Source organism: Bradyrhizobium sp. B039, assembly GCF_038965675.1.
Classification (GTDB): Bacteria; Pseudomonadota; Alphaproteobacteria; order Rhizobiales; family Xanthobacteraceae; genus Bradyrhizobium; species Bradyrhizobium diazoefficiens.
Genome location: NZ_CP152416.1, coordinates 5,579,003 through 5,591,855 on the forward strand (window position 1 = coordinate 5,579,003; position 12,853 = coordinate 5,591,855).

15 protein-coding genes are annotated in these 12,853 nt (G+C 64.0%); 4 read left to right on the forward strand and 11 right to left on the reverse strand.

Annotated elements, in window-relative coordinates; genetic code table 11:
* The first annotated feature begins 18 nt into the window (after positions 1–18).
* Entirely contained in the window at positions 19–399 is a 381-nt protein-coding gene (locus tag AAFG50_RS26355; RefSeq protein ID WP_028176018.1) for a hypothetical protein, read from the forward strand.
* Positions 400–451: 52 nt separating this feature from the next.
* On the opposite strand, the gene AAFG50_RS26360 is transcribed toward AAFG50_RS26355, so the two are convergent.
* Positions 452–706: a hypothetical protein gene (locus AAFG50_RS26360; RefSeq protein ID WP_028176017.1), complete on the reverse strand. Its 255-nt coding sequence runs from the start codon at positions 704–706 to the stop codon at positions 452–454.
* A 238-nt stretch (positions 707–944) separates the two neighbouring features.
* On the opposite strand from AAFG50_RS26360, the gene AAFG50_RS26365 reads away from it, so the two are divergent.
* A complete protein-coding gene (locus AAFG50_RS26365; protein WP_028176016.1) occupies positions 945–1,259 on the forward strand; it encodes a hypothetical protein in 315 nt (104 codons plus the stop codon).
* A gap of 114 nt (positions 1,260–1,373) precedes the next feature.
* Entirely contained in the window at positions 1,374–1,496 is a 123-nt protein-coding gene (locus AAFG50_RS26370; protein WP_256380430.1) for a hypothetical protein, read from the forward strand.
* Positions 1,497–1,513: 17 nt separating this feature from the next.
* Here AAFG50_RS26370 and AAFG50_RS26375 read toward each other — a convergent pair whose 3' ends face one another.
* The 10 genes from AAFG50_RS26375 to AAFG50_RS26420 all read right to left on the reverse strand — a co-directional run bounded on the left by AAFG50_RS26375 (position 1,514) and on the right by AAFG50_RS26420 (position 10,724).
* Complete coding sequence (locus tag AAFG50_RS26375; RefSeq protein WP_028176015.1) at positions 1,514–2,527, reverse strand: formate dehydrogenase subunit gamma; 1,014 nt, start codon at positions 2,525–2,527, stop codon at positions 1,514–1,516.
* Positions 2,528–2,570: 43 nt separating this feature from the next.
* On the reverse strand, positions 2,571–3,167 hold the full coding sequence (gene fdh3B, locus AAFG50_RS26380) for a formate dehydrogenase FDH3 subunit beta (protein WP_011088224.1): 597 nt from the start codon (positions 3,165–3,167) through the stop codon (positions 2,571–2,573).
* Between the two features lie 12 nt (positions 3,168–3,179).
* Complete coding sequence (locus AAFG50_RS26385) at positions 3,180–6,122, reverse strand: formate dehydrogenase subunit alpha (RefSeq protein WP_028176014.1); 2,943 nt, start codon at positions 6,120–6,122, stop codon at positions 3,180–3,182.
* A gap of 2 nt (positions 6,123–6,124) precedes the next feature.
* Positions 6,125–6,343 carry a twin-arginine translocation signal domain-containing protein gene (locus AAFG50_RS26390; RefSeq protein ID WP_011088227.1) on the reverse strand — a complete coding sequence of 73 codons (219 nt, stop codon included), beginning with the start codon at positions 6,341–6,343 and terminating at the stop codon, positions 6,125–6,127.
* A gap of 29 nt (positions 6,344–6,372) precedes the next feature.
* Positions 6,373–7,152: a molecular chaperone TorD family protein gene (locus AAFG50_RS26395; RefSeq protein ID WP_011088228.1), complete on the reverse strand. Its 780-nt coding sequence runs from the start codon at positions 7,150–7,152 to the stop codon at positions 6,373–6,375.
* A gap of 132 nt (positions 7,153–7,284) precedes the next feature.
* Positions 7,285–7,911: a DUF3306 domain-containing protein gene (locus AAFG50_RS26400; protein WP_011088229.1), complete on the reverse strand. Its 627-nt coding sequence runs from the start codon at positions 7,909–7,911 to the stop codon at positions 7,285–7,287.
* On the reverse strand, positions 7,908–8,426 hold the full coding sequence (locus AAFG50_RS26405; protein WP_028176013.1) for a DUF3305 domain-containing protein: 519 nt from the start codon (positions 8,424–8,426) through the stop codon (positions 7,908–7,910). Before AAFG50_RS26405 ends, AAFG50_RS26400 begins: the two co-directional genes overlap by 4 nt.
* Complete coding sequence (locus AAFG50_RS26410; RefSeq protein WP_028176012.1) at positions 8,423–9,430, reverse strand: DUF6352 family protein; 1,008 nt, start codon at positions 9,428–9,430, stop codon at positions 8,423–8,425. Before AAFG50_RS26410 ends, AAFG50_RS26405 begins: the two co-directional genes overlap by 4 nt.
* Positions 9,427–9,966 (reverse strand): DUF6505 family protein, encoded by a 540-nt coding sequence (locus tag AAFG50_RS26415; protein ID WP_028176011.1) that lies wholly within the window; start codon positions 9,964–9,966, stop codon positions 9,427–9,429. The genes AAFG50_RS26410 and AAFG50_RS26415 overlap by 4 nt, the downstream gene beginning before the upstream one ends.
* 2 nt (positions 9,967–9,968) lie before the next feature.
* Positions 9,969–10,724 (reverse strand): biotin/lipoate--protein ligase family protein, encoded by a 756-nt coding sequence (locus tag AAFG50_RS26420; protein WP_231166513.1) that lies wholly within the window; start codon positions 10,722–10,724, stop codon positions 9,969–9,971.
* Between the two features lie 151 nt (positions 10,725–10,875).
* On the opposite strand from AAFG50_RS26420, the gene AAFG50_RS26425 reads away from it, so the two are divergent.
* On the forward strand, positions 10,876–12,846 hold the full coding sequence (locus AAFG50_RS26425; protein WP_028176009.1) for a 4Fe-4S binding protein: 1,971 nt from the start codon (positions 10,876–10,878) through the stop codon (positions 12,844–12,846).
* The last annotated feature ends 7 nt before the right edge of the window (positions 12,847–12,853 follow it).

Sequence of the window (12,853 nt, forward strand, 5' to 3'; positions counted from 1 at the left end):
ATCCATTGGGGGGCAACGATGCGCAATTTGATAGCCAAGAGTCTCACTGCAGCCATTCTCATCGGAGGCGGCTTGGCCGCCAATCCCGGCGCAGCCACCGCCGCCGACATGGCCCTGCGGGCTTCACCGAGCGCGATCGGCAGCTGCTCGGAACTCGTCTTCACCTGCGAGAACGGCAGGCAATACCCCCTGTGCCCGATCGCGGTGTCCATTGCCGGTGAGGTTGTGACCGCATCGCTGCATACGAGCCACTCCGGCGGCGTGCATGTGCGCCTGGTCCCGATGGGAGTCGGATACCGCTATGCCGGTCCCGGCGTCTGGGTCGACGGCTTCCGCGGCAATGCCTTGCTCAATTTCGGCAAGCACAGCCAGATCGCCTGCACGATCGAGAACTACTGATCGATAGGACCGAGCGGCGCCTCCGCAAGGCGCCGTGCATCGGCCTCGCCCGTTAGCCCTTCGCGCGAACGGCCACCGCCCGCGCTCGCGGGTACATGTAAGCCTTGGGACGGACGTAGACCGGACAATAGTTGTCCCACTGGTATTGCTGCCAATTCCATTTCCAGCAGCCAGCCGCGATCTCGGGATCGGGATACCAGTTCAGCCGATACGGTTCATCACCGAAGGGGTACGGCCCCTGAGCGCTGACGGGCGATGCGTACAAGCAGACGGCGGTTGCGATCGCAACAAAACATGACTTGTACATGACTTTCTCCGAATATGTCGGCATAGTGTCAAACTGGCAGGTCGGGATCAAGCTTGGAAACTTCGGTCGTCCCGGCATTCCCCTCCTCGGCAAGCGGCCAGCCACGATATCACGAGGCCATTCGCCTGGTGCGTGGGCCTCTTTTGGAAATTGTTGACCGGACGCGTCGATCGCAAGCGCGTTCAGAGCATTGCATTCGAAGTGATTTGCCCACTCGCCCTACACACAAGCATTGTTCATGAAACAATCTATTTCCCTCAATGCCAAGCTTCGGTGGCCGGACGTCAAGGACCACTACGTCGTCATCTACGAGGGGCATGTGATCGGCAACGTACATCGGTCCGGAGACAGCTGGTCCTGGTCGATAAGCGTTCCCATGGGCTTGCCTGATTGGTCGGTCGGAAACGCTGCCAGTCTGCACGACGGCATCAAGGCACTCGGCAACGCTTGGGCCGGCATATTGAAGTCGACAAGCGCCGAGCGCCTGCAGCGGGCGTGGGATCTTGAACGAGCCGCGGAGACACGAAACACCGGTTTCGAATCCAACATCTAGTATCAAGTCGCCGCGAGCGTTTTGGGTTCTACAGGTGAACAAGGCGAACCTGCCCAACCACAGCGTTTATTCGCGGCCAGACGTCCTGTATAATACTCGCGAGGAGGGATCGCGATGAAGGCTTTCATCCTTGCCTGTGTTGCGACGATCGTAATCGCGGCGGCTGGAGTTGCCGTTCTCGACAGCATACAGCAACCCGTCGCAGAGGCCTTTGCGACGACAGGCGTGCGTCTCTAAGCAATGCTCCGTCAGCTCTATTCGGCTGCCGACGCAGCAGGGCGAGGCCGCGGCTGAGAATCGTTCGGTCCGCTCCGTGCCAACTCCTGGTCGAGCCACAGGCTATGGTGCTCGCGCGCCCAGTTGACATCCACCTCACCTGATCCCATCGCCTCGAAAGCCCCCTCCATCCCGATTGTGCCGATGTAGATGTGAGCGAGCATCGCGGCGATAAACAGCACGGCCACGACGGAGTGAACGATCTGGGCAATCTGCATGCCCTCGATTCCCGACACGTAGAATGGGAACATGAGCTGATACCCGGTCGCGGCGACGAGACCACCGCCGATCACAACAATCCAGTAGATCCCCTTTTGCCCCGCGTTGAAGCGGCGAGCCGGCGGATGATCGTGACCGATCAGGCCGCCGCCGCGCTTGATCCACTCCAGATCCACCTTGTTGGGGATATTGCCGCCGATCCACATCAGAAAGATCAGCACGACGCCAATCGTGAAGGGAAAGCTCAGGTAGTTGTGCGCGAATTTCGCCCATTGCGACCAATCGGAGAAGGCGTCAAATCCGATCAGCGGAAGCAGCAGCGGCCGCCCGAACGTGATGTTCAGCCCCGAGATCGCCAGGATAACGAAGCAGGTCGCGGTCATCCAGTGCACGAAGCGCTCAAAGGTGTTGAACCGTACGATGGTGCGGCCGGATCGTCCGCTTTCGAGGCGGATCATGCCGCGTGTCAAATAGAAGATCACCAGCACCGCCAGCATGCCGAGCACAGCAACGCCGCCGATCCACCGCAGCACAACGTTGCGGAATTCACGCCACTCACGGCCAGCAGGTTGTATCAGCACGCTGGAGCGCTGGTCGGGGATGCTGACGCGTCCCTGGATCCGATCCATCTCCTGAAGCAACTGGCGCTCGTTGACCGAGCTCGCCGTCGGATTGATCTGCTGGGCCAGCGACGGTGCCGGAGCTGCCATGATCAACAGAAGCAACGCCCACGCGCCGATGGTTGGTCGAATGAACCTTGCAAATGAGGACATAGACTTCTCCCCGGCATCTGTGCCGCGTCGCCCGCGGCCTGCTTCAGGACTCGATCGTCTCGCGATAGGCGGTCTTCCAGCCCCACGCTCCTGAGCCGTAGCCGCGCTTCAGCACGCGCTCCTTATAGATCTGGGCGATGATCTCGCCGTCGCCGGCGAGCAGCGACTTGGTCGAGCACATCTCGGCACACAGCGGCAGCTTGCCCTCGGCCAGGCGGTTCGCACCGTATTTCTCGTATTCCTCCTTGCTGCCATCGGCCTCGGGTCCGCCGGCGCAATAGGTACATTTGTCCATTTTTCCGCGCGAGCCGAAATTGCCGACCTTCGGATATTGCGGCGCGCCAAACGGACAGGCGTAGAAGCAGTAGCCGCAGCCGATGCAGAGATCCTTGGAGTGCAGGACCACGCCATCGGCGGTGGTATAGAAACAGTTCACCGGGCACACTGCCGCGCACGGCGCATCCGTGCAGTGCATGCAAGCCATCGAGACCGATCGTTCGCCCGGCTTGCCATCGGCGATGGTGACGACCCTGCGGCGGTTGATGCCCCAGGGAACCTCGTGCTCGTTCTTGCAGGCCGTGACGCAGGCGTTGCACTCGATGCAACGGTCGGCGTCGCAGAGAAACTTCATACGTGCCATCGTCGTTGCTCCTTATGCCGCCGCGATCTGGCAGAGAGTGACCTTGGTTTCCTGCATGTTCGTCGCGGGATCGTATCCGTAGGTCGTGATCGTGTTGGCGCTTTCGCCGAGCACGATCGGGTCGGTGCCCTTCGGGTAGTTGCCGCGGAGATCCTTGCCGGCAAGCCAGCCACCGAAGTGGAAGGGCATCCAGGCAACGCCCTTGCCGACACGCTCGGTGACGAGCGCCTTCATCCTCGCCCGGGAATTGTTCTCGGCACCCGTGACCCAGACCCAGCCGCCGTCCTTGACGCCGCGCTCGGCGGCGTCGGCAGGATTGATCTCGATGAACATGTCCTGCTGCAATTCGGCGAGCCACGGGTTGGTCCGGGTCTCCTCGCCGCCGCCCTCATATTCGACCAGGCGGCCAGACGACAGGATGAGCGGGAATTGTTTTGCAATTCCCTTCTCCACCGCAGCCTTCTGCACGGAGAAGCCGATATTGGGCATCCGGAACTGCTTGGCGTCGGGCAGCGTCGGGTATTTGGCGACGAGATCGACGCGCGGCGTGTAGATCGGCTCGCGGTGAACTGGGATGGGATCGGGCAAGCCGAAGGCATTCATGCGCGCCTTGCCGTTGCCATAGGGAACGCAGCCATGCGCCAGCGCGACGCGCTGGATGCCGCCCGACAGGTCGAGCGACCACGACACCGCGTCCGGAGTGGCGGGGTTGACCTTGTTGATCACGGCCATTTCCGCTTCGGTGAGCTCGGTGTCCCAGCCGAGCTTCTTCAGGCTCGCGAGCGTGAATTCCGGATAGCCGTCCTGGATGGCCGACCCCAGCGAGTACGAGCCGTCCGCGAGCAGGCTCACCTTACGCGTCGTGCCGTCCGGCAGCTTCTCCTCGCGCTCGATGCCGAACCGCGGCCGGAACGTGCCGCCGCCATCCATCACGTGCAGATTGGTATTGTAGAGCAGCGGCGTTCCGGGATGCTTGACCTCCGGTGATCCCCAGCATGGCCAGGGCAGGCCGTAGTAGTCGCCGCCGACCTCGGGATCGTCCTTCGGCGCCCGCATCGTCAGCATGTCGAACTTCGCCTGGTTCTTCATGTGCGCCTTGAGGCGCTCGGGCGATTGCCCGCAATAGCCGGTCGACCAGCTGCCGCGGTTCATCTCGCGAAGTACATCCTCTGCTTCAGGAAGATTGTTCTCGACCTTGATCTTCTTGAACATCTGGTCGGCGAAGCCGAACTTCTTGGCCAGCAGGTAGATGATTTCGAGATCATCCTTCGACTCGAACACCGGCTTCACAATCTGCTCGCCCCATTGCAGCGAGCGGTTGGAGGCGACGCGAGAGCCCTTGCACTCAAATTGGGTGGCGACCGGGAGAATGTAGACACCATCCTTGCGTCCCGCCTCGACTGCGAGCGAGGCCCAGGTCGTCGGATGCGGATCGGCGATGACGAGCAGCTCCAGCGCCTTCAGGCCATTGAGGGATTCAGGGATACGGGTGATGCTGTTGGAGGCGTGTCCCTGCACGAACACCGCCTTCACATTGTCCTTCTGCGCGACCTGATCCTTCGGCAGCGTCACCGCCTCGAACCAGCGGGTCAGCGGGATGCCGGGGGTTTCCATGATCTGCTTGGAATCGAACCGCGACTTCAGGAAGTCGTAGTCGACCTCCCAAACCCGCGACCAGTGCTTCCAGGCGCCCTCGGCGAGGCCGTAGTAGAACGGCAGCGTGACGATATCGAGCCCGACGTCGGTCGCGCCCTGGACGTTGTCGTGGCCACGGAAGATGTTGGCTCCCATGCCCGCGCCGCCGACATTGCCGGTCATCAGCAGCAGGATGCAACTGGCACGCACGTTGGCGGTGCCGACGGTCTTCTGGGTCTGGCCCATGGCCCAGATCAGCGTGGCCGGCTTTTCGGTGGCAAACATCTTGGCGACGCGCTTGAGCTGCTCGCCGGGAATGCCGGTGACGCGCTCAACTTCTTCCGGATTCCACTTTTCCACCTCCTTGCGGAGGTCGTCGAACCCGTAGACCCGCTGCCGGATGAACTCCTTGTCCTCCCAGCCGTTCTGGAGGATGTGCCACATCATGCCGTAAAGCACGGGGATGTCGGTGCCCGGCCGCATCCGCACATATTCCGTCGCGTGCGCGGCGGTGCGCGTCAGGCGCGGGTCGATGACGACGAAGTTGGCCTTTTGCAGTTCCTTGCCCTCGAGCAGGTGCTGCAGCGAGACCGGATGCGCCTCTGCCGGATTGCCGCCCAGGACGACCTGCGTCTTCGCATTGCGGATATCATTGAAGCTGTTGGTCATCGCGCCGTAGCCCCAGGTGTTGGCGACGCCGGTGACGGTGGTCGAATGGCAGATGCGGGCCTGATGATCGGTATTGTTGGTTCCCCAGAATGCGCCAAGCTTGCGGAACAGGTAGGCGCCTTCATTGGTCATCTTGGCCGAGCCAAGCCAATAGACGGAATCGGGGCCTGACTTCTCACGTACGGTTTGAAGCTTGTCGCCGATCTCGTTGATTGCGGTATCCCAGGACACGCGGGTCCACTGCCCTCCGACGAGCTTCATCGGATAGCGCAACCGTCGCTCGCTGTGCACGAGCTCGCGCACGGATGCGCCCTTGGCACAATGCGAGCCGCGATTGATCGGAGAATCCCAACTCGGTTCCTGGCCGATCCATACCCCGTTCAGGACCTCGGCAGTCACCGTGCACCCAACCGAGCAATGCGTGCAGACGCTCTTGCGGACGCTCGCACCCGCGGTGAGCGGACCGGCCATCGCCGCCTCCGCCTTGCGCACGCCGCCGACCGGCAGCGTGCCGAGCACGGCGAGCGCGCCACCGGCGAGACCGGATTTGCGCAAGAAGCTGCGGCGGTCGAGACCGCCGCCCTGCCCTGCAAGGGACTCGGCAACGGAACCATGGCGCAGGGAACGCTGGTTTGCTCGCTTGATCAGCACGGTCAACCTCCCTTGGCCGGATAACGATTGACGCGATAGAAAGCCTTGACGTGATCAGTTTCCTTGTAGCGCGCCTTGCGCTTCTCATCGTTGGTTTCGCTATCGGCCTGCGCGGACCCGACCAGCGGTGTCGCGAGCGTCGCGCCGGCGCCCAACGTGCCGGCGCCGACCTTGCGCAGGAAATCGCGACGCCCGACTGTGGCTTTCCTGTCTTCACTCATCGCATCTCTCCTGGACCCGCCGGTGCAGGTCAGTTGGCGAACGTGAATGCCTCCGCCTCGATCTCGATAAAGGCGCGACCGAGCGCGCCGACCGCACGATAGAAGACGGCGCTCTCCGCGCCCTCGATGTCGGCGAACAGCCGCCCTATCCAGGGCTCGACGTGTTTGACAAAGAATGCGCGCTGCGCCTCGAACGACGTAGGGAAGCGGCCTCCCGCGAAACCTGCCATGATCTCGCACAGGATGGCGGCGTGATCTTCCGGCTCCGAATTATTCGCGGCGCGCTCGATCCCGGACGCGGCGAGATCGGCGCGCAGGCGCGACAGCGGCCGTTCGTTGAGGAATCCGGTCAGATAGTAGGAGGCATAGGGCAAGAGCTCGCCGCGGCCGAGACCGACGAACAGATCGAAATATTCGCGTTCGACCTGCGTTGCGACTGCATTGGCGGCGGCCGCGGCCAGCCCAGCATGCGCGCGCCCGAGTGGCGTCGCATCACCGGTCAATGCGGCCAGTTGATCGAGCAGCCTTCTTGACGGTGCTGCGGACAAGAGCGTCGCGAGCAGCAGATATTCCTGCGCACGCGCCGCATCGACGGGTTCAATCAGCTCATTGGACACAAACGGCTCGCCGTACAGATCAGGCCGCAAGTCTTTGCGCGATACGCCGGTCGCCGCTTCGACCGCAATCACCCGTTGCGCGGGCACCTGGTTCCAGTTCGAAACGGAGGGTTGGCTAATGCCGATTTTGCGCGCAAGCCCAGCAACGCCGCCGGCGGCGTCAATGGCTCGCTCAAGGCCATCATCACGCACGTGGACCTCCCATCCAAGTCCCGGGTGCTGATTTTGCTTTTGCTACAAAGCGCTAGACGAAGCGTAATCCCGGCCCAGCGGAGGGTCAATCGCATCACATAGTCTGAGGCTATGGCCTTTCGTCGGGGAGCCCTAGCGGGGCAGCGCGCCGCCATGCGGGCGACGGGGAAGCGACAGGTGTTCGCTTGCAGTGCTTTCAGGGACCGTTAGTTGCGCTGCAGCAGGAACAGGTGCGGGCTTGGTGGGCGCAGCTTCTTCGGCGACGACCTCGACATTCGATCTCTCGGCCTGGCGCAATTCCCGCGAAGAATCCGTGACTTCAACCGGAGTCTCGGACAGCGTCTCGGCTGACTTGCTGAGGCCGCCGACGATTCTGTCCACGAACGCGGCCAGTTCTGCTTCCGAACAATCCAGCGGACCAAAGCCCGGCATCGCGGTCGGATCGTTGAAGTCCCACGCGCTTTCGGCAAGCCCCACGAAGTCGCGAATGGCGGGATCAGCGCTCCAGGCGCGACGAAGCGCCGCACGCGTCAGCTCCTGCGGAATCCCTTTGCGCAAGAACGCCTTGATGTCGGTCGCCGACGTAATCAAGTCGATCGAAGGCAGGCTCGAGGGGTCGAACTCCGCTTCGTCATCCTTCGCGGCGGGCGGCAGTGCCGACTGCATGTCGTCGCGCTTTGCCGGATCCGATTGCGTCGGGTTCGCCTTTGCGTGCTGCTTGCGACGGGACCAGCGCGTCAGGAACCTATCCTCACTCATTCGTGTCCGCCTTCATGCTGCCGGCGCGCCAGCGCCTCCGGATCGGCCTGCCGCCGCTTCCGTTTGAAGAACTCCCGTTCGACGTGGTGCTCGGCAACGAAGCTTTCAATCTGCTCACGCAGCACGTCCGGCATGGGAACGGCCTCGACCAGATTCGCAGCGGCCCCGGTGAACGCCTCGCCTTCCGCAGGATCGGCGGTGGCGGCAGCCACCGAATAGGGCCAGGTGCCTTCCGCAGGCGACAACACTGTCCAGATGCTCGGACAACCCGAAGCAAGATTGTCGCGATAGCGCGCCGTCTCGGAAATGTAGAGATCGACCATAGTGCTGCCGGCATAGAACAGCGTCGTCCCACCGCCCTCGTCACGGAGCACCGTCCAGGACTTTGTGTCCGGCTCGTCCGGCAGCACGGCGACGGCGCGCCAGACAAAGTCGGTCCACGGCGAGTCCGCCTTGTACCGCCCGACCACGATACCGACGGGGATGCGCACAAGCGGCAGCGCAGCCGGGCTCATGTTACCCTCTCCAGGTGCTTGATCGGCAGCCCCGTCAGCAAATTCTGCGGTTTCATCCGGAGCTTTTGATCGGAGTTCATCGACAGGATGAGATAGACGGGCTCGCCCTGCATCTCGTCTGCGACCGCACTCGCATCTGCAAACGTCAGGCGGAACAATGAAAGCACGCGGCCGGCGCTGCGGTCGTCGAGTTGCTCGCCATGCCAGAGGCGGTCGCCGAGCCTGGTCGCATCGGCGTCGAGCCCAACATACCAGGTGAGCCGCGCATCACGCAGTTCGCGCAGCGGCTCAATGCCGACGTCGATCCCGAGCAGATGGGAGATCCAGCGCGCCATCGCCTGCGCCAGCGCCCTCGGCCCGCGCCCGCCCGCGGTGAGATCGAAAGCCATGTCGAAATGGTCGCTTCGGTGCCAATAGTCGTCGGCGTTATCCTCGTTCAAGACGTCCAGCTCGGCATCGGTCACGGCCCCGAGCATCGACATCAGCGAGAGCACCGGGGTCGGGCTCTGCCCACCGACGACCTCCTCATCGCCGAGCAGCAAGGCCCGTTCATGCGGCAGGATGCGCTGTGGGCGGAAGAACAGCTCGGCGGCGCGCAGCACGAACGGGTCATCGCAGCCATCCAGCGCATTGCGCAGGATGACATGCACGAGTTGATTGACGAACAGCGGCGGCAATCCGTTTCCCCCCGACCGGACGGTTGCAAGATAGGCGGCCTCCAGGGTCGGATGCCGCACCAGGAGGTCGCGAACGGCAAGCACGAACCGCCAGTTCTCCCGGGCATCCGCATCGACAATCGCTGCGATCTCGTCCGCGCTGACCGCCCGGCGGGGAGCGGCAAGCAGCTCGCGGTGCAGCCGCCGCTCGACCGGGCATGCTTCGTCCGGTGGAATCAGCTCGGGCCGGACGAAATAGACCTTCAGGAACTCGTCGGTGACGCAAAGCCCGCCGCCCGCCTCGCGATCGAGCAGATGGTGGCCGCATGCGATCCAGAAATCATTCATCGATGCTGCGGCTCCTGGCTCATATCGGCAAGCCTGACATTGCTGTCGGGTTCGACATCATCCTCGGCTTCCATGAACGAGAACGCCTTGCCGTGCCCCTGCCCTTGCCGCAGCTGCAGCCTGCGGAACGACTCGCGGACTTCGCCGTCGCTCACCGAGCGGTGGACGGCAATGAGCGAACTGATCGGATGCGTGCAGAGCGACCGCACGAAGGCGACCTCCTCTTCGGCGGCCGTCCGCGCGGTTGCCGGATCCGGCGCGCCGAAACGATCGATGAGTTGTCCGGCGAGGAGCTCGATCAGCGCCCGGCAATCGCTCTCCGTTGCCGGCACGATCTGCACCAGCGTCGACCAGCCCCAGGATTGCACCCCGAGGAAGCCGCTGCGGAACGCCGCGCGCGCCTTGCCGCTCAACGTCGCCGGATCCTGGTCGCAGAAGCGGAACGCGCCGGAGACGGCCCATTCGCCGGGCTCTGCCGCCGCGTCGAACACGAAGGTGTCGGAGGGATCGAGCGCGATGGCGCGCAGCAGTTTCACAGTCACGTCCTTGGCCCTCCGAGCTTCGGATCGAGCCAGGATGGCCTGGCGAGCGCCTTGACGAGCTCGCTCCGCTCAACCTTGCCGGTACCGACCTGGCGCGTGAGGAGATCGCCGCTCTCGTCGATGCTGAGGACGGTTCGCCGCTCACGGGGAACCCGGCTGAGATAATCGCGTGCGACGCTGTCAAAGCCATCGACCTGCCAACGATCGATCGCCCGCATCAGGTGCCGCGCAAAACTCTCGGTCACCTGCACGGCGCCCGCTTCGCCGAACCCCTCCTCATCCAGCGCGGACGCGAGCGGATGAACGCCGGGCCCCTGATCGGCCATTGCGACCGTCCGGATCATGGCGCCAAACACCAGCCAGGCGGGCGGCTCGTTCTCGCGCGCGGACGATGGCCACCCCATCCGCCCCCCGCCGACCAGCCCGCCGTCGATCTCGACGGAGCCGGGCCAGCCGATCGCAACCGTCTTGTTGGGCGGGGCATAGGCGCGAAGAGCGTCGGTCAGCGCGACCATGCCGGCGTAGAAGGCGCGCCGCGCGGTGCTCAAAGGTTCGCCTGGCTCGAGCACCACGGCGAATTCGGCGAGATCGAACCGCCCGACGCACACCAGCGTGCCGGCGCCGCACTTGGGTGCAATGCCGCAAGCGTGGGCAAAGGCGTCTCCGCTCTCCCGCAGCCGGACGAGCGTGAAGGGCGGCGGCAGCTGGATCGGTTCTACCAGGGAAACGTGGTTGATCGGGGTCGACCGCAAGGCCGTCCTCCACTTTCCTTTTCTTCCCAATAGTGAAAATCTATACGAGGTGCAGGAACGGCGCGAGTCCGTAAGTCGGCGCCGCACTGACGGAGGGATTCACCTGGAGCAGCCAGCGAAGACCGTCCTGATCTGTTCGTGTGAAGACACGATGCGCCTCGACACGGCCGCGATCCGGCGTGGATGCCCCAATTGCGAGATCAGAAGCTTTCGCCATCTCTGCGGCGCGGAGCTCGATCATTTCCGCAACGCGGCAAAGGCCGATGGCCCGCTGACGGTGGCCTGCACGCAGCAGGCTGCGCAATTCACCCATGAGATCGGCGAACGCCCTGGCGGGATCACCTTCGTCAATATCCGCGAGACGGCGGGCTGGTCGCGCGACGGTGCGAATGCGGGCGCGAAGATGGCGGCGCTGCTTGCGGCAGCCGCAATTCCCGCACCGGACTTTCCGCTGGTCACATTGTCGAGTGACGGCATCATCCTGATCTATGGCCGCGACGAGGCCGCGATCGAAGCCGGGCGGCTGCTCGCAGACCATCTCGACGTCACGGTCATGCTCATGCAGCCGGCAGACGTTACGCCGCCTGCCGCGGCAGTGTTTCCGATCGTAAAAGGCAAGATCCGCAACGCGCGGGGACATTTTGGCGCATTCGAGCTCACGATCGACGACTACGCGCAACCGCGCCCCTCTTCGCGCGACCGCTTCGTGTTCGAGGCCCCGCGCAACGGGGCGACCTCGCGCTGCGATCTGGTGCTCGACCTCTCCGGCGAGCCACCGCTGTTTCCGGCGCACGACCTGCGGGACGGCTATCTCCGCGCCGATCCGAGAGATCCGGCGGCGGTGCTGCGCGCTGTGCTGGCCGCCCGCGACCTCGTCGGCAGTTTCGACAAGCCGAGATATGTCGACTTCACGCCCAGCCTCTGCGCGCATTCGCGCTCGAAGCTGACCGGATGCCATCGCTGCCTTGACTTATGCCCGACCGGCGCGATTACGCCGGACGGCGACCATGTCGCCGTCAACGCATACGTCTGCGCAGGTTGTGGGCAATGCGCGGCCGCCTGCCCCACGGGTGCTGCATCCTACGCGCTGCCGCCCGCCGACACCCAGTTGCAGATGCTTCGCACCATGTTGCTCGCCTATCGCGAAGCCGGCGGCACGCATCCGGTGCTGCTGCTGCATGACGGCGCGCACGGCACGCCGCTGATCGATGCGCTCGCCCGTCATGGCGACGGATTGCCAGCCAACGTGCTGCCCCTCGCCGTCAACGAGTTGACGCAGGTCGGCCTGGAGGCCGTTATCGGCGCATTCGCTTATGGCGCGGCGGCCGTGCGGTTTCTCCTGCGCGCCAAGCCGCGACACGGCGTGACCGGATTGCTGCAGACGATCGTCATGGCCGAGACCATTCTCGCCGGGCTCGGATTTGAGGGCCGACGCGTGGCCACGATCGAAACTGACGATCCCGACACGCTAGCTGACCAACTGACGGGGATTGGTCCCCTCGCCGGCCTCGACAATCCTGCGACTTTCCGGACGGTCGGCAAGCGCGGCGACCTGCTTCGCTTTGGCCTGAGTGAATTGCATCGCCTCGCGCCCACGCCGGTCGACGTGATCGCCTTGCCCGAGGGCGCACCGATCGGTGCGATCACCGTTGACACCGGCGGTTGCACGCTATGCTTGTCCTGTGTTTCGGCCTGCCCGACCGGCGCGCTTCGCGCCGATCCCGAGCGTCCCGTCCTCAAATTCGTGGAGGACGCCTGCGTGCAGTGCGGTCTGTGCCAGAGCACCTGTCCTGAGAAGGTCATCACGCTCACCCCGCAGATCGACTTCCGGGCAAGGCGTGCGCAGGCGCAAGTGATCAAGGAAGAAGAACCGGCGCTGTGTGTCCGCTGCGGCACACCCTTCGGCGTGAAGAGCACGATCGATCGGATCGCGACGAAGCTCGAGGGGCACCATTGGATGTATCCCACCGGGGACCGCCGGACCGAGGCCTTGCGGATGTGCGCCGATTGCCGCGTCATTGTCATGAGCGAACAGCAGTTCGATCCGATCCAGGACGTTCCGGAACGCGCGCCACCGCGGACGACGGACGACTATCTGCGTCAACGCGAGAACAAGGACTAGCCGTATG